This is a genomic window from Variovorax sp. ZS18.2.2, assembly GCF_024701975.1.
GTDB lineage: Bacteria > Pseudomonadota > Gammaproteobacteria > Burkholderiales > Burkholderiaceae_C > Variovorax.
The window spans coordinates 57,404-73,990 of the sequence record NZ_JANLNM010000010.1 but is presented as its reverse complement, the minus strand read 5'-3'; the positions used below and the strand labels follow the sequence as shown (position 1 = coordinate 73,990).

General features: G+C 67.2%; 17 protein-coding genes. 5 read left to right on the top strand and 12 right to left on the bottom strand.

Annotated features, from left to right (window positions below; genetic code table 11):
* Positions 1–11 precede the first annotated feature (11 nt).
* The 7 genes from NU688_RS29160 to NU688_RS29130 form a co-directional block, all read right to left on the bottom strand.
* Positions 12–749, bottom strand: a complete 738-nt coding sequence (locus NU688_RS29160; RefSeq protein WP_257864322.1) for an SDR family oxidoreductase — start codon at positions 747–749, stop codon at positions 12–14.
* The gene (locus tag NU688_RS29155; RefSeq protein ID WP_257864321.1) at positions 746–2,272 is read right to left on the bottom strand and encodes an FGGY-family carbohydrate kinase; all 1,527 of its coding nucleotides are present in this window, start codon (positions 2,270–2,272) and stop codon (positions 746–748) included. Before NU688_RS29155 ends, NU688_RS29160 begins: the two co-directional genes overlap by 4 nt.
* Positions 2,269–3,405, bottom strand: coding sequence for an alcohol dehydrogenase catalytic domain-containing protein (locus tag NU688_RS29150; protein WP_257864320.1), 1,137 nt, complete (start codon positions 3,403–3,405; stop codon positions 2,269–2,271). Before NU688_RS29150 ends, NU688_RS29155 begins: the two co-directional genes overlap by 4 nt.
* Positions 3,406–3,557: 152 nt before the next feature.
* On the bottom strand, positions 3,558–4,547 hold the full coding sequence (locus NU688_RS29145) for an ABC transporter permease (protein ID WP_257864319.1): 990 nt from the start codon (positions 4,545–4,547) through the stop codon (positions 3,558–3,560).
* On the bottom strand, positions 4,544–6,058 hold the full coding sequence (locus NU688_RS29140; RefSeq protein ID WP_257864318.1) for a sugar ABC transporter ATP-binding protein: 1,515 nt from the start codon (positions 6,056–6,058) through the stop codon (positions 4,544–4,546). The genes NU688_RS29145 and NU688_RS29140 overlap by 4 nt, the downstream gene beginning before the upstream one ends.
* Before the next feature lie 19 nt (positions 6,059–6,077).
* Positions 6,078–7,007, bottom strand: coding sequence for an ABC transporter substrate-binding protein (locus NU688_RS29135; RefSeq protein ID WP_257864317.1), 930 nt, complete (start codon positions 7,005–7,007; stop codon positions 6,078–6,080).
* 116 nt (positions 7,008–7,123) lie between these two features.
* Positions 7,124–8,014 carry an AraC family transcriptional regulator gene (locus tag NU688_RS29130; protein WP_257864316.1) on the bottom strand — a complete coding sequence of 297 codons (891 nt, stop codon included), beginning with the start codon at positions 8,012–8,014 and terminating at the stop codon, positions 7,124–7,126.
* 316 nt (positions 8,015–8,330) lie between these two features.
* Here NU688_RS29130 and NU688_RS29125 point away from each other — a divergent pair, with 316 nt between their 5' ends.
* From NU688_RS29125 to NU688_RS29110, 4 genes are all read left to right on the top strand, one after another.
* Entirely contained in the window at positions 8,331–9,578 is a 1,248-nt protein-coding gene (locus tag NU688_RS29125) for a CaiB/BaiF CoA-transferase family protein (protein ID WP_257864315.1), read from the top strand.
* A gap of 109 nt (positions 9,579–9,687) precedes the next feature.
* Entirely contained in the window at positions 9,688–11,301 is a 1,614-nt protein-coding gene (locus NU688_RS29120; protein WP_257864314.1) for a S8 family serine peptidase, read from the top strand.
* Entirely contained in the window at positions 11,298–11,549 is a 252-nt protein-coding gene (locus tag NU688_RS29115; protein WP_257864313.1) for a hypothetical protein, read from the top strand. Before NU688_RS29120 ends, NU688_RS29115 begins: the two co-directional genes overlap by 4 nt.
* A gap of 59 nt (positions 11,550–11,608) precedes the next feature.
* Positions 11,609–12,523, top strand: coding sequence for a DNA/RNA non-specific endonuclease (locus NU688_RS29110; protein ID WP_257864312.1), 915 nt, complete (start codon positions 11,609–11,611; stop codon positions 12,521–12,523).
* A 138-nt stretch (positions 12,524–12,661) separates the two neighbouring features.
* Here the strand turns inward: NU688_RS29110 and NU688_RS29105 are convergent, their stop codons facing one another.
* Positions 12,662–12,919: an acyl-CoA-binding protein gene (locus tag NU688_RS29105; protein ID WP_257864311.1), complete on the bottom strand. Its 258-nt coding sequence runs from the start codon at positions 12,917–12,919 to the stop codon at positions 12,662–12,664.
* 63 nt (positions 12,920–12,982) lie between these two features.
* Here NU688_RS29105 and NU688_RS29100 point away from each other — a divergent pair, with 63 nt between their 5' ends.
* Complete coding sequence (locus NU688_RS29100) at positions 12,983–13,870, top strand: dienelactone hydrolase family protein (protein ID WP_257864310.1); 888 nt, start codon at positions 12,983–12,985, stop codon at positions 13,868–13,870.
* Positions 13,871–13,882: 12 nt separating this feature from the next.
* Here NU688_RS29100 and NU688_RS29095 read toward each other — a convergent pair whose 3' ends face one another.
* The 4 genes from NU688_RS29095 to NU688_RS29080 form a co-directional block, all read right to left on the bottom strand.
* Complete coding sequence (locus NU688_RS29095) at positions 13,883–14,719, bottom strand: hypothetical protein (protein ID WP_257864309.1); 837 nt, start codon at positions 14,717–14,719, stop codon at positions 13,883–13,885.
* Positions 14,720–14,725: 6 nt separating this feature from the next.
* On the bottom strand, positions 14,726–15,424 hold the full coding sequence (locus NU688_RS29090; RefSeq protein WP_257864308.1) for a TetR/AcrR family transcriptional regulator: 699 nt from the start codon (positions 15,422–15,424) through the stop codon (positions 14,726–14,728).
* 124 nt (positions 15,425–15,548) lie between these two features.
* Positions 15,549–16,040 (bottom strand): phasin family protein, encoded by a 492-nt coding sequence (locus NU688_RS29085; RefSeq protein ID WP_257864307.1) that lies wholly within the window; start codon positions 16,038–16,040, stop codon positions 15,549–15,551.
* Positions 16,041–16,120: 80 nt separating this feature from the next.
* The gene (locus NU688_RS29080; protein ID WP_257864306.1) at positions 16,121–16,570 is read right to left on the bottom strand and encodes an acyl-CoA thioesterase; all 450 of its coding nucleotides are present in this window, start codon (positions 16,568–16,570) and stop codon (positions 16,121–16,123) included.
* Between the last annotated feature and the right edge of the window lie 17 nt (positions 16,571–16,587).

Sequence of the window (16,587 nt, the reverse complement as noted above, 5' to 3'; positions counted from 1 at the left end):
ACTGAACTGGCTCAGACGATCGTGTAGCCCCCGTCGACCGGCAGCGCCACGCCGCTGACCATCGACGCGCCATCGGAGAGCAGGAAGAGGATCGGTGCCACCACCTCCTCGACCTCTGCAAACCTTCCCATCGGAATGTTCCTCAAAACCGCCGCGCTCTTGGCCGGATCGGCCCAGGCCTCTGCGGCCATCGGCGTGAGCGTGACCGTCGGGTTCACGCTGTTCACTCGGATGCCGTGCGGCCCGAACTCGAGGCACAGCGAGCGCGTGATCGCATCCATCGCCGCCTTCGACGCGCAGTAGCAAAGGTGCGCATCGAGCGCGACCAGCGCGGCCTGGCTCGACACGTTGACGATGCTGCCGCGCACGCCGGCCGCGATCATCGCCTTGCCGCAGCGCGAGGCCACCAGCGCGGCGGCACGTGCGTTGACGGCCATCACGGCGTCGAAGCTTTCGGCCTGCAGGTCGAGCGCGGATTCGAGCAATGCGATGCCAGCGCAGTTCACGACGAGGTCGAAGGCGAGCAACGGTGCGAGCGCGCGTTCCAGCGCCGCTGCATCGCCGACGTCGATCACCAACGGCGTGCAGCCCGCCTCCGCATGCAGCGCATCCAGCGCCGCCGCATTGCGCCCCACGGCCGTCACCGCCGCGCCCGATTGCGCGAGTCGCATCGCCACCGCGCGGCCGATGCCGCTGCTCGCGCCGGTCACGAGTGCGCGCCGGCCGGAGAAATCGAAGGAGGTGGTCATGTCAGTCGGTGCATCGCATCGCGCAATGCGGGGTAAAGGGATTTGTAGATGTCGAAACGTTCGCGATAGACCGCCTGCGCCGCGGGCTCGGGCCGCGCGCGTTCCACCAGCGTGACCCAGCCGCGCTCGGCCGTTGCCGCATCGACCAGCCCCGCGCCGAGCGCCGCGAGCATCGCCGCACCGAGGGCCGCCTCGACCTCTTCCTCGATGGTGAACACGGGGTAGCCCGTGATGTCCGCGACGATCTGCATCCAGAGGTCCGAATGCGCTGCGCCGCCGACCACGATGAGGCGGTCGTCCAATGGCTGCCCGCTTTGTCGGCCCGCTTCGATGTTGTGCTGCAGCGCGAAGCTCACGCCTTCGAGCACTGCGCGATAGAGATGCGCACGGCTGTGCGCGAGCGAGAGGCCGATGAACGCGCCCTTGGCCTGCGCGTCCCAGATCGGGCTGCGCTCGCCCATCAGGTACGGCAGGAAGACGAGGCCTTCCGCGCCGGGTGGTACGTCGACGGCCTTGCGCTCGATCAGTGCGTGGGCGTCTTCGCCGGTGCGCGCGGCCTCGGCCACCTCGGCCTGGCAGAAGGCTTCTCGGAACCAGGTGACGGCCGCGCCCGCGGTGATCGCGCCGCCGAACACATAGCTGCGATCGGCGCCGCGGTACACGTGCGGCATCGTGATGAGCTTGTGGCGCGCATCGACGGTCGAGCTCACGAAGCCCCAGCACATGCTGGTGCCGATCATCGCGACGTGGTCGCCGCTGCCGGTCACGCCCGCGCAGAACGTCGCCACCGCTGCATCGACTCCGCCGGCCATCAGCGGCATGCCTTCGGCGAGGCCGAGCTTCGCGGCCCATTCGGTGCTCAACCCACCGACCACGTCGCTCGATTCGACGAGGCGCGGCGGCATCATCCGTGCCGGAATGCCGAGCATGCCGAGCGCTTCGAACGACCAGCGGCGCTGCACCGCGTCGTACACGCCGCCGATGTTGCCGGCCGAGCTGTGGTCGACCGCGAGCTCGCCCGTCAGTCGCCAGTTGATGTAGCTGTTGGGTGGCAGGAACCAGCGCGTCTTCGCCCACACCTCGGGCAGGTGCTCGCGCACCCACAGGATCTTGGTGTAGCCGTAGTAGCTGTCCACGCCATTGCCGGTGATCGCCTGCAGCCGTGCCACATCGACCGTTGCATTCACCGCATCGACCTCCGCGGTGGCGCGCCGGTCCATCCAGATGAGGCACGGATGCAGCGGCTGCATCGCTTCATCGACCGGGATGCCCGCGCCGCCGTAGAGGCTGCTCACGCACATCGCGGCGATGTCTGCGGGCGCGACGCCGCTCTTCGCCACGCAGGCGCGCACGCTCTCGCACACCGCGCCGAACCACACCGCGCTGTCCTGCTGCGCCCACAGCGGCTTCGGCGTCTCGGGCTGGTAGGCCACGCTGCTGTGCGCATGCACCTTGCCGTCGATGCCGACCAGCAGGCACTTGGTGCTCTGCGTGCCGATGTCGACGCCGATGACGTACTTCATGACACTGCGCGGGGCTGCGGCTTGAGCAGCACCTTGATCGAATCGAGCGAATTGGCCAGCGCGAAGGCGCGCTCCCATTCGGTGAGCGGAAAGTCGTGCGTCACGATGCCCTTCGATGTGACGAGCCCGCGCGCCAGCAGGTCGATGGCGATCGGGTAGCAGTAGGGCCCCAGGTGCGCGCCGCGCACGTCCAGCTCCTTGCGGTCGCCGATGATGGACCAGTCGGCGCTGGTCTCCGAACCGAACACGCTGAACTCCACGAAACGGCCGAGCTTGCGGATCATCTCCAGGCCCTGCGTCACGCCGATGGGCGCGCCGGTGGTCTCGATGTACACGTCGCAGCCGTAGCCTTCGGTCAGGCCCTTGACGATGGCGTCGGCGTTCTCGGTCTTGGGGTTGATCGTCACGTCCGCACCAAACTGCTTGGCGAGGGCGAGGCGCTCGGGCACGAGGTCGATCACGATCAGCTTCCTGGGCGTCTTCAGTCGCGCGGCCTGCACCATCATCAGCCCGAGCGGGCCGGCGCCGGCGATCACCACCACGTCGTCGAGCTGGATGTCGCCACGGTTCACCGTGTGGATCGCGCACGAGAGCGGCTCGATGATGGCCGCGTCTTCCAGCGAGATGCCGTCGGGGATCTTGTGCACGCGCGAGGTTGGCGGCAGCCGCATGTAGTCGGCCATGCCCCCATCGGCCACGATGCGCTGGAAGCCGAAGATGTTGTGCACCTCGCACATCCAGTACTTGCCCGAGGTGCAGAAGCGGCACTTGCCGCAGGGCACGATCTGCTCGGCGATCACGCGGTCGCCTTTCTCCACGCCGAAGTGCTCGGCGGCGCCTTCGCCGAGCGCCTCGACGTAGCCGAAGAATTCGTGACCCGGGATGACGGGCGCCTTGACCCACGAAGGCTGGCCGTCGCCGCCCCAGAACATCTTCGCGCCCGAGTGGCATTTGCAGTCGGAGGCGCAGATGCCGCAGGCGGCAATGGAGATCAGGAGTTCGTTGCGGCCGATGGTGGGCATCGCGACGGTTTCGAGGCGGTAGTCCTTGGGGCCGTGGCACACGACGGCCTGCATGGCAGCGAGTTCGCCGATGGCGCCAGATGCGCCGGGCTGGAGCTTTTGATAAGACATGGGTTCCTTGTGGTCAGAGAGGGTGTTGGGTATTTCTCCCTCCCCCTCTGGGGGAGGGCAGGGGTGGGGCAAGCGGCGTCACCACTGGGCACGCTCTGCGTGCCCCCATCCCAGCCTTCCCCCAGAGGGGGAAGGAGCAAGACAGAAGAGGGTCAGCGTTTTGCTTCTCGGCTGATGAAGATCGCAAGGAGGACGATGCCGCCCTTGATGATCAATTGCAGGTACGGCGACACGCCGATCATGTTGAGACCGTTGTTCAGCACGCCGAGCAACAGCGCACCGACCAGCGTGCCCACGATGGCGCCGCGCCCGCCGGCGATGGACGTGCCGCCCATCACCACCGCCGCGATCGCATCGAGCTCGAAGCCCACGCCGACACCGGGCTGCCCGCTCGTGACACGCGCCGCCTGCACGATGCCGGCGATGGCCGCAGTAAGACCGCTCAACGCATAGACGAGCAGCTTGTAGCGCGACACGCGCACGCCAGACAGGCGCGTCGCTTCTTCATTGCCGCCGATGGCATACACATACCGCCCGAACGGCGCCATGTTCAGCAGCACGTACGCCACGAGGTAGGTCGCCAGCATGATGAGGATCGGCACCTTGATGCCCGCGAACACGCCGCCGCCGAGGAAGGCGAACGATTCGGGCAGGCCGTCGATCGGATAGCCGCCGGTGTAGATGAGCGCAATACCGCGTGCGATGCCCATGGTGGCCAGCGTCACGATGATCGGCGGCATGCGCAGGTACGCCACGCAGTAGCCGTTGAAGAGGCCGATCACCACGCCCACTGCCAGGCCGAGTGGCACCGCGAGCATCGGCGGCAGCCCGAACTGCACCATCATTCCCGAGGCCAGCGTGCCCGACAGCGCCACCACCGCGCCTACCGAGAGGTCGATGCCGCCGGTGAGGATCGCGGCCGTCATGCCCACCGCGATGATCGCGTTGATCGACGACTGCAGCGCGATGTTCTGCAGGTTGCCCCACGAGAGGAAGTTGTCGGTCGCCACGATCATGAAGACCGAGATCGCGACCAGCCCGACCAGCGGCAGAAAGGCTGTCGAACGGCGCAGCTGGGTGAAGAATCCGCCGGCAGAAGCCTGAGGTGTGGGCGGCGTGGGATGGCTGGCGGTGGCATTCATTGCGAACCCCCTGTGGTTGCGTGGCGCATGATGTCGCCCGAGTTGATGGAGTCGCCCTCCAGCGTGGCCACGATGGACCCGCCCGAGAACACGGCGACGCGGTCGCACATGCCGACGATCTCGGGCAGCTCGCTCGAGATCATCACGATGGCTTTGCCCTGGCGCGTGAGTTCGCGCATCAGGCTGTAGATCTCGGCCTTGGCGCCGACGTCGATGCCGCGCGTGGGCTCGTCGAAGATCAGCACTTCGCTCGCGTGGCCGAGCCAGCGCGCGATCACCACCTTCTGCTGGTTGCCGCCCGAAAGCGTGGCCACGCGCGTCTCGATGCTCGGCGCCTTCACGCCGACGCGCTTGGCGAGTTCGCCGGCCGATTGCTTCTCCGACTTCTGGCTCACAAGCCCCGCGCTCTTGTGCTTGCCCAGGTTGTTCATCGAGATGTTGAAGCGGATCGTGAAGTCGGTGATCAGCCCCTCGACCTTGCGGCTCTCGGGCAGGAGGCCGATGCCGTTTGCCAGCGCCTCGGTCGGGTCGTTCAGGCGCACGGGCTTGCCGTTGCGCAGCACCGTCTTGCGGTGCACGCGGTCGGCGCCCATCATCCCGAGCGCGAGTTCGGTGCGGCCCGACCCGACAAGCCCCGCGAAGCCGAGGATCTCGCCTTCGTGCAGCGTGAAGCTGTTGACCGGCCCGCCCTTGGCGAGCTGGATCTCGGGCACTTCGAGCACCTTGCGTCCGCGCGGCGCGGGCACGGGCTTGGGCGGAAAGTTGTGCTCGATCCTGCGGCCGACCATCATCTGAACGAGCGCATCCACATTCGTTGCGCCCACGTCCGCATGCCCCGCATTGGCGCCGTCGCGCAGCACGCTGATGCGGTCGCACACCTCGAAGATTTCGTCCAGGTGGTGCGAGATGAAGATCATCGCCACGCCCTTGGCGCGCAGCTCCCGCATGATCTTGAAGAGATGCCCGGCCTCGTTCGGCGTGAGCGTGGCGGTCGGCTCGTCGAGCACCAACAGGCGCGCCTTCAGCGACAGCGCCTTGCCGATTTCCACGAACTGCTGCTGCGCCACCGAGAGCCGGCAGATCGGCACGCCGAGGTCGATCTGCACGCCCAGCTCGTCGAAGAGTTGCTGTGCGGAGCGCTTCATCGCCGCCTTGTCCATCAGCCCGAAGCGGTTCTTCAGGTAGCGGCCGAGAAAGATGTTCTCCACCGCGTTCAGGTACGGGATGAGGCTGAACTCCTGGAAGATGATGCCGATGCCCGCCGCGATCGCGTCGTTGTAGCCCGCGAACTTGCGCTCGCTGCCTTCGATGAAGATGCGGCCCTCGTCGGCCTGGTAGATGCCGCCGAGGATCTTCATCAGCGTCGACTTGCCCGCGCCGTTCTCGCCGAGCAGCGCATGCACCTCGCCCTTGCGGATCGAGAGGTCGATGCCCGAGAGCGCCTTCACGCCCGGAAAGCGCTTGGACACGCCTTCCAGCCGGAGCATTTCTTCGCTTTCTGCGGAGGTCATGGCCGATCCGATGCGCCGCTTACCAGGTGAAGGTCTTCGCGCCCTCGGCGTCGATCAGCTTCACGTCCACCGGCACCGCAGCCGGCACGTTGGCGCCCCACTTCTTGGCGAGCGCGATGCCGATGGCCAGGCGGATCTGGTCGCGCGGGTACTGGGCGGTGGTGGCGATGAACCTGGAGCCGGGCTTCTGCATCGCCTTGATGGCTTCGGGGGCGCCGTCCACGCTGGTGAGCTTCACGTCCTTGCCGCTCGCGTCGATGGCCGCGAGCGCGCCCATCGAGCCACCGTCGTTCACGCTGAAGATGCCCTTCAGGTCCTTGTTGGCCTGCAGGATGTTCTCGGTCACGGTGAGCGCGGTGGCGCGCTCCTGCTTGCCGTTCTGCGTGCTCACGACCTTGATGCCGGGGTACTTGGCGAGCGCTTCGCGGCAGCCTTTCACGCGTTCCAGGATCGGCACGACCGGAATGCCGTCGAGGATCGCCACGTCGCCTTTTTCGCCGATGCTCTTGGCGAGGTATTCGCAGGCGAGGCGCCCGGCGTCGGTGTTCTTGGAGCCGACGAAGGAATCGACCGGGCCCTGCGCATTCGCATCGACCGCCACCACGATCAGCCCCGCCTTCTTGGCCGAGCGCACCGCCGACTGCACGCCGGTGGAGTCGGTCGGGTTCAGCAGGAGGATGTCCACCTTCTTCTGGATCATGTCTTCCACGTCGCCGATCTGCTTGGCCACGTCGTGTCGCGCGTCGGTGGTGACCACGGTCGCGCCGATGGTGGCCGCGGCTTCTTCCAGCGCCTGCTTCATCGTCACGAAGTAGGGGTTGTTGAGCTCCTGGAAGGTCATGCCGATGCGCAGCGGCTGCTTGGGCGCCTGTGCCTGGGCGGCGGTGGCGCCGCAGGCGAGGGCGGCGAGAGCGGCGATATGGGCGGTGGCTTTGAGAAGGTTCTTCATGGTTGCGGTCTCCTTGGGTTTGTTGGCTGACAAAAAACGCGGACAAAGGCTCGCCCCACGCGGCGCCCGATGCGCCGCGCCGGTAACGACGCGGGGAACGAAAAAGCGAACGCCGGCTACGGCGCGCTGGCGGCACGCGAGGCCGCGGCCTGCATGCGATGGAAGTTGCGGAACTTGGTCGGCGGCATGCGCTTGTGCAGGAGGAACTGCCGGTTGAAGTTCGACACGTTGTTGAAGCCCACGTCCATGCAGACGTCGAGCACCGGCTTCTCGCTGTTGGTGAGCAGCTCGCAGGCGCGGCTGATGCGCAGCCGGTTCACATAGCGCACGAACGACTGGCCCGTGTGCTTGCGGAACGACCGCGAGAACGCGCTCGGGCTCTGGCCCACCAGCTCGGCCAGCATGGGCTCGCGCAGCTCGTCGCCGAGGTTGGCCGAGATGTGCGCGAGCACGTTGTTGATGGCGTGCGACATGAAGGCCTTGGGGTCGGGCTTGAAGGCCGGGCTCGCGAGCCGCTGGCGGTCGTGGCTGTCGACCAAGAGTTCGAGCAGCGAGAGCAGCAGGATCACGCGGCGCAGGCCTCGCGCCTCCAGCAGCGATTCCATGATCGGCTTGGCCGCGAGGGCCGTCTCGGCGGAGAACAGGAGGCCCGAGCCCGACTCGGCGAGCAGCGGCGCGATGCGCTGGAACTCGGGGAAGGCGGCGTTCATGTGGGTCATCAGTTCGGCCGGGAACTGGATCACGATGCCGCGCCGCTCGACGCTCTGGCCCGCGGGCACGTCGCTGATCCAGTTGTGCGGAAGGTCGGGGCCCATCAGCACGAGGTTGCCGGGCTCGAAGTGGCCGACGTGGTCGCCCACGAAGTAGACGCCCCGGGTCTCCACGATCAGCTGGATCTCGTACTCGGGATGGAAGTGCCAGCGCACCGTGCGGTACGGATAGCCGTGCGCCCAGGCGGTGAACGATTCATCGCTGCGGACTTCGACGATTTCCAGATCGGGTTGCATCGGTGGTCTCCTTTTCTTTCTTTCTTGTCGCTTTGTTTGTCTTGCGATCGACACATGACAACGTGGGGCGGACTGTACGAATCGCTCAGGACGCCAACAACCAGAGATGAGGTCTGAAATTGATACTTTTTTGACTTCGGCGCCAGCGGGTTGACGAGGGCATTGCGGTGCAGCAATCGCCTTTCTCCTCGGGAGAGAGGGGCAGCAGGCGGGCGATTGCTGCGGTGCGGAAAGCGCCGGAAATGCGAAGTCAAGAATTCATAGGTGTTTTCCCGCCCCGAGGAGGCTGCGCCGCGACGCGGCACACTCTGGCGCCATGACGAATACCGCTTCTTCCCCGGCCACGCCGGCCGCCGCGGGCCCGCTGGCTGGCCTCAAGGTCGTCGAGCTTGGACAACTCATCGCCGGGCCTTTCGCCGCACGCACGCTGGCCGACTTCGGCGCCGAGGTGGTCAAGATCGAGCCGCCCGGCGCGGGCGACCCGCTGCGCACCTGGCGGCTGCTGAAAGACGGCACGTCGGTCTGGTGGCAGGTGCAGTCGCGCAACAAGCGTTCGCTGGCGCTCGACTTGCGCGAGCCCGAGGCGCAGGCCATCGTGCGGCAGCTCGCGGCCGAGGCCGACGTGCTGATCGAGAACTTCCGCCCCGGCGCGATGGAAGGCTGGGGCCTCGGCCCCGACGCGCTGCTGGCCGCCAACCCCGCGCTCGTGATGCTGCGCATCAGCGGCTACGGCCAGACCGGCCCCTACCGCGACCGCCCCGGCTTCGGCGTGGTGGCCGAGGCGATGGGCGGGTTGCGCCACCTCACGGGCGAACCGGGCCGCGTGCCGGTGCGCGTGGGGGTGTCGATCGGCGACACGCTGGCATCGCTGCACGGCGTGATCGGCGTGCTGATGGCGATGCAGCACCGCCACGCGACGGTGAGCGCGCAATACCCGAAGGGCAGGGGGCAGGTGATCGACGTGGCGCTCTACGAGGCGGTCTTCAACTGCATGGAAAGCCTCTTGCCCGAGTACGGCGAATTCGGCGCGGTGCGCGAGGCGGCCGGCAGCGCGCTGCCCGGCATTGCGCCGACCAATGCGTACCGCTGCGCGGATGGCGGCTACGCGATCATTGCCGGCAATGGCGACGGCATCTTCCGCCGCCTGATGGCATGCATCGGCCGGCCGGACCTGGCCGCCGATCCGGCGCTCGTGGGCAACGCAGGCCGCGTGGCCCAGGTGGAAATGCTCGATGCCGCCATCGGCGACTGGGCCGCTGCGCGCACCGTGGACGAAGTGCTCGCCGCGCTCGATGCGGCGCATGTGCCGGCCGGCCGCATCTACACCATCGCCGACATCGCGGCCGATCCGCACTACGCCGCGCGCGGCATGCTTCAAGAGGTGCGGATGCCCGACGGCAGCGCGCTCGCGGTGCCCGGCTTCGTGCCCAAACTGTCGCTCACACCGGCCAGCCACCGGCACAACGCGCCGGTGCTCGGAGCGGACACCGATGCAGTGCTGAAGGAAATCGGCCTGAGCGCCGAGCAGATCGCCGCGCTGCATGCGCGCGGCATCGTGGGTTAGCGGGTCATTCGTTCATTGGCCTGAAATGCGCCCCATGCGATAAACCGGGCAACAAGGAGAGTCCATGGCAGCAGCGAGCAAGCGTCAGGCAGCACCGAAGCGAACCCCCATGGCGCGTGACACGCGCGACACCGGCCGCGCGCAGCCACAGCACGCGAAAGGCGAGATCTCGAAATCGGACGGCGAGAACGTCGAGCGCCTGTTGCAGGCGCTGCGCCTGCGTCGCATGGCGGTGGAGCCCAAGTTCTCGGACGACGTCATCGTCTGGCCTTCGCGGAGTGCCGCGCCCGGCGGTGCGGAGCTCGCGACATTGAGCGCGATCAACCTGGGCAACTCGGCAGAGGCGATCGGTGAACGGGTGGAGGGGCGCGGCGTTCCGCGGATGAAGCTCGTCAAGCAGATCGACGACGTCTCCGTGATGAAGGCCAATTCGTCGGCCCTGCTGGCGATGCGCCGGAACACGCCCGGCCTGCGGGTCGCACCCGCCGCATGGGCCTACCTCCAGTACATCCGGCCGCTGGGCGACGAGCTGGATTCCAGCGCGATCCAGGTGGCGCCCGGGGCCAAGGTCAAGCGCTTCGAGCTGCATCTTGCGGACCCGCAGGGCAAGCCCGTGGCGGGCGTGCGGGTCAAGGCGCTCGTGAACTGGGACGGCGCGCACGTGCCCGCGGTGACCGACAGCCGGGGCATCGCGGACCTGGGAATCCCGGTGCTCTATCCGCGGGTGGAAATGATCCTGGTCGAGCCTGAGCACACGCACTGGTCGGTCTTCGTCAAGGGGTTCGATCGCGTCGCGGCGCCCAAGCGATTGAATGTGCAGGCGCTGCCGCTGGTGCCCGACAGCTTCCAGCTGCTGGCGAACTACGCGCCCTACGACCCCGAGGCCGGCGCGGGCGTGACGGTCGGCGTGATCGACAGCGGCGTCGGGCCGCATGCGGACATCGCCGTGGCGGGCGGCGCCTGTTTCGTCACTGGCGAGAATGCCGCGGATTTTCTGGACAACGGCATCGGGCACGGGACCCACGTCGCCGGAATCATCGCGGGCAGGAAGGCCGAAGCCACCGGCATCCATGGCCTGGCGCCGGCCTGCCGCCTGCTGGCCTACCGCGTCTGCCCGAAGACCGGCGAACGCGGACGCGCGAAATCAACCGACATCGCCAGCGCGCTGGAACGCGCGATCGCCGACGGCTGCCACATCGTCAACATCAGCATGGGCAGCCTGGAGCCGATGCCGGAGATGCCGGACGTGCTGCAGCGGGCGCGCGATGCCGGCGTGGTGGTGTTTGCCGCCACCGGCAACGACGGCCAGCCGCTCCTGCGCTATCCGGCCCGCTACAGCCACACGATGGCGGTCGGTGCGCTGGGGCGCGACGGCACCTTTCCGGCGGACTGCCCCGAGAGCTTTCAGGAGAGCGAGATCCGCCGCAAGAAGGAGTTCGTCGCCGAGTTCTCCAACTACGGGCTGTCGACCGATTTCATCGGCCCCGGCGTGGCCGTGCTGTCGACGTTTCCGGGCGACAGGTACGCCATGATGTCCGGCACCTCGATGGCCACGCCCTACACCTCGGGCATGGCGGCCCGTCTGTTGTCAGGGAATTCGAAGCTGCTTAACATGCCAAACGGCCCCGAAAAGGCCGACGCCATCGTCACGATGCTGTCGCAGGCAGCGCAAAGAGTGGGGTGGCCCGCCGAATATGAAGGTTTTGGAGTTCTGAAGAAGTGAACAGCGTCGTCTTGACCTACACAGGCAGCCCCGGCAAGAAGTTGTCGGCGGAAGCACGGCTGCGCCGCTGCGTGCCCGGTGTCGTGCTCACGCCGAAGACGGGCACCCTGGTGGAAGCCCAGCTCGACGACGAGCAGCTGGCCGCCATCGAGCAGAACCCCGAATGGGTCGTGTCCCAGCCCACCTTCGCGGAAATCCGCAAGCCTGTCTTCAACCTGAAAAACGCACGCGCCAAGCTCGCGAAGTAGCCGCAAGGCGCCTGCGGCCGTTGTCGGTCGCGGTGGTGTTTTTCCGAAGAGGGAGCTTCATGTCCGATACCGACATCCAGGTCGTGAGCAGTTCGTGGGCCGGCATCCAGCGTGTCGCCGCCATACCGAAGCCGCCGGAGTTCTTCAGGGGTCGCGAGGGCTACGAACCTGAGTTCTTCGGCGACGACAACCGCGTGGAACTGCCGTCGATCGGCGACGCCATCGCCATGGACGACATCGCAACGCTCGACGACGGCTCCTTCGAGCTCAAGTACCAGCACTTCAGCACGGTGCAATGCATCTCCCGGCGCGTGCCGCTTTACTCGGCGTGCAACATCGACGGCTCGAAGTCGAAGAACGTGCCGCGCCATGACACCTGGAACTACGACGGCCGCATCAGCAAGGAATATCAGATGCTGCGGGAGGCGTATGGCCCCGAGCAGGAGCAGAAATTCTCCCGCGGCCACATGACGCGAAGGCAGGACCCGAACTGGGGCTCGCTCGCCACGGCGCAGCGCGCCAACATCGACACCTTCTTCGCCACCAACGCCTGCCCGCAGTGGCAGCCCTTCAACGACGGGCTGTGGGGCGACCTGGAGGACTACATCCTGGGCAATGCACAAGGTGACGACAAGCGCATCAGCGTGTTCACCGGCCCCATCCTCCGGTCGGACGACCCCGAGCGGTTCGGCATCCAGATTCCGCGGGGTTTCTGGAAGGTCGTTGCCTTCATCAGCGAAGCGACGGGCGAACTGAGCGCCATCGCCTACCTGATGAGCCAGGGCACCTACCTCGATTCGGGCGTGGCGCGCGACCTGGAAGATTTCGGCACTTCGCAGCGCCCCCTCGCATTCGTCGAAGCGGAGACCGGGCTCCGTTTCGAAAGCCTCGAAGGGCGCGACGTGCTCGACGGCGTGGACATCGCATTCGTCCAGCCCATCCGGCGCTTCACCGACACGAAGCTGCCGGCCTGAGAAGGTGTGAATAAACCTACTGCGCGGTCCGATCTCGCACCTGCGGTCCTCACCGTACAGAGTACGGCTCCGGTCCTCGGTGCAAGCTCGAACCGCTCGCTACGGTTTCTTCACACCTTCTGAGTTGAGCTTGGTCGGTCAGCCGCGCAGGGATTCGATCAGGTCGATGTACTTCTGCTTGGCCTCGTCGGCGCTGGCGCCCTTCTGGGCGGTCCACGCGTCCCACTTGGCACGCGCGACGATGTCGCTGAAACTGGGCTTCTTGGCGGTGTTGTCGCCTTCGGTGGCCTGCTTGAAGAGACCGTAGATCTTCAGCAGCGTCGGGTTGTCGGGGCGCTCGGCCAGCAGCTTGGAGTTGGCCTGGGCGGTTTCGAATTGGGTGTTGAGGTCGGACATGGCGGGTGGGAAGAAGATGAGTCGAAACGGCGATCTTAATAACCGCGAGCGCGAGGGACATTCATGAAGAAGACATCCGCACCCTGGCGTGCCGCGCTGCTGCAGCTCTTGCTGCTGCTGGCCGTCACGAGCGCCCACGGCGCATTGCGCGAGGAACAGCTCGACGTGCCGGTGCAGGTCAGCGACATCTACGGCAAGCGCATCGAGCAGTCCATCAAGGTGACGGTCTTCTCGGACGACGCGAACCCGGTGCCGGCCCCGCTGGTCGTACTCAACCACGGCCGGGCGGCGCAGTCCGCGGAGCGCGCGGCCATGGGGCGCGCGCGCTATTCGGTGGCGTCGCGCTTCTTCGTGGCACAGGGTTTCGTCGTCGCCGTGCCGACCCGCATCGGCTACGGCGTGACCGGCGGCGAAGACGTGGAAGCCAGCGGCCAGTGCGGCGCCAGGCGCTACGCACCGGCTTACGAAGCGGGGCTGGCGCAGACGCTGCGGGTGCTCCAGCTGATGCGCGCGAGGCCCGATGTCGATCCGGCGCGCGCGGTCATCGTCGGGCAATCGTTCGGCGGAACCATCGCCATCGCGGCGGCGGCCCAGAACCCGGCGGGCGTGGTGGCGGCCATCAACTTTGCGGGCGGCGGCGGCGGCAATCCGAAGACCCAGCCGCAGCGCCCGTGTTCGCCAGAGGCGCTGGAGCGGCTGTTCGGCCAGTACGGCAAGACGGCGCACATGCCCACGCTGTGGATCTACACCGAGAACGACCAGTACTTCGGGCCCACCTATCCGCAGGAGTGGTTCAAGGCCTTCAAGGATGCGGGCGGCAAGGGCGAATTCACGCAGTTCCCGCCGTACGGCGAGGACGGGCATGCGCTGTTCTCGCGCTATCCCGAGGTGTGGCAGCCGCGGGTGCGGGCGTTCCTGGAGCAGGTCGGGCTGACGCGCCAGAGACGCTGACGCGCGCGCCGCTCAGTCCGACAGCCCCGCCCGCGCCAGCTCCACGTCCAGCCGCTCCCGCGCATCCGCCGGCTTCATCGCCGCGGCCTTTTCGTAGAGCCGGGTGGCCTCGGCCATGCGCGAGTCGCCGTGCAGCATCAGGAGGGCACGGGCGTATTCCATCATTCCGGCGGGCGAGTGCGGGTGCAGCGCGAGGCCGCGCTCGAACAGCTCCACCGAGGTCTCGGCGCGCACGCCGTAGGTCATGCGGCCGACCAGCGCGCCCACCTTGTCGATCACCTCGGCATGGAACGCGGCCAGCGCGAGGTGCGCGTCGGCGTGCGCCGGTTGCAGCGCGATCACATGCTCCAGCGCACCCTTGAGCTTGCTGCCCAGGCCCTGCGCCAGCGCGCGCGCCACGCTGATGCCCTGGCTGTAGCGGCCCAGCGCGTAGGCCTGCCAGTAGAGCGCCTGGCAGTTGTCGGGCTCGGCGGCGGCCTGCGCACTCGCGCGCTCGATCACCTGGCGGAACATCGCGAGCCGGGTGGCCTCGCGCGGCTCGAGGTAGTTGGCGTAGATGGCGGTGGCCTGGTTGGCGAGCACCAGGCCTTCGGAGCCGTGCAGGAGGCCGATAGCGGCGGCGCGTTCGAATTCGCCGCTGTGGTACAGCGCCCAGCCCTCGGCCAAAGGCGCGTCGGCGTCCGGGGGCGGCAGGTGGTGGCCGGCGTGCAGGCGCGGCCAGTGCGGCAGCAGGCTGCGCGCGTCGAAGCGCGGCACGTCGGCGTAGGGCAGGGGTGTCCAGGGCCCCGCGTTGGCGGTGACCGGGCTGGCGGACATCAGCGAGAGCGGTTTGAAATCGGGGTGGGGCATGATTTTCTAGGCCGCCATGTCGACAGTGGGAGCCACGTTGTGCGTGGCATCTTCGCCGTTGTAGGCATTGCTGAGTGTCAGCAGATGCCGTCGTTGTTCGCGCCCGAGGTAGGGCGCGAGCAGGTGCAGGGTGTGGTGGCCGCCGCGCATCAGCGCGCCCTGGGCGTGCGCCGGTTCGAGCGCCTCGCGCGGGTTGCGCACGTATTCGTAGCTGAGCCAGTAGGTGAGCACCACGACCATGCTCTGGGCCAGCGGATCGATCTCGTGCGCGTCGATGTCCAGGTGGCCGGCGCGGCCGAGGCCGGAGATCAGCTGGCGGATCGCGCGGGTCTTGTTCTTGAGCACCAGCTGGAACTGCGTTTCCAGGTGCCGGTTCTTGCTCAGCAGGTCGTTCAGGTCGCGGTAGAGGAAGCGGTAGCGCCAGATCAGCTCGAAGAGCGTGTGCATGAAGAACCACGCGTCCTCCACGTCGTGCACGCCTTCGCTGGCATGCAGCAGCTCGTTGAGCTCGGCTTCGTAGCCCTGGTAGAGCTTGTTGATCAGCTCTTCCTTGGCGGGGTAGTGGTAGTAGAGATTGCCCGGGCTGATGTTGAGCTCGCCCGCGATCAGCGTGGTCGAGACGTTCGGTTCCCCGAAGCGGTTGAACAGGTCCAATGCGGCTTCGAGGATGCGTTGCGCTGTGCGGCGTGGCGCCTTCTTTGCCATGTCGGTGCCCCCGGTGTGTCTCTTGGTCTTGGGAACACTCTAGCGTATGTGCACCGCACCATGAACGGTGCGGGACATGTTTTGCGGCGCTTGATTTTTGTGCAGTGCCGCAATTCGGGCGAGGTCAGCCGGCCTTGGCGCGGCGCAGCGTCTTCTTTGCGGCGGGGGCGGGTGCCGCGCTCTTGCGCGCGGTGGTCTTGCGGGTGGTTGCGGCCGCCTTCGCGCTGCCCTTCAGTTGCGCTTCGAGGGCTTCGACGCGCGCCTGCAGCGCGGCCATGTCGGCGGCCGAAGGGACGCCGAGCTTTTCGAGGGCGCGCGCCACGCGCTCTTCGAAGATGTTCTCCAGCTTGCCCCACTGGCCCGCGGCCTTGGTGCCGAACTCGCTGGCGAAGCCGGCCATGCGCTGCTGGGCCTGGGCGAGGGTTTCTTCGGCGGCCGCCTGGGTCTTCTTCTGCATGCCGGCGCCGTCCTTGACCAGCGCCTCGAAGGCCTTGCTGCCTTCCTGCTGCATCTTGGCGAAGGCGCCGAGGCCGGCCAGCCAGATCTGCTGGGCGGAGTCCTTGATGCGGTCGGAGGATTTGTTGCCGTTGTTGCTGTCGTCGTCTTGAGTCGCCATGGCGAAGTGTTCCTTTGAAAACAATCGCCTGACTCTAGCTGCTGGGCATCGCTCCCGTTAGAGCTTCGCCTCTACGAGGATCAGGGCGTGGCGCCGGCTGCGCGGCTCGCGTCGAGATGCGCCTTCGCCCGTTCCGCCAGCGCCATTTCGCCGGGCGTGCCGGGCACGAAGGCCACCACCGGGAGCGGCCGGCCGTGCGAATCGACCGAGACGAAGACGATCAGGCACTCGGTGGTCTTTTCCATCGTGCCGCCCTTCATGTCGCCGCTGCGCACCTCGACCGAGATGTTCATGCTGGTGGTGCCGGTGTAGGCGAGGCGGGCCTCGACCTCGACGAGGTCGCCGATCATGATCGGCCGGTGGAAGCGGATGCTGCCGATGAAGGCGGTGACGCAGTAGCGCTTGGCCCAACTGGTCGCGCAGGCGTAGCCGGCCTCGTCGATCCACTTCATGACCGTGCCGCCATGGACCTTGCCGCCGAAGTTGACGGTGTTGGGCTCGGCCAGAAAACGCAGGGTGATCGAAGACATGGAGGCCGCCTTTTGTT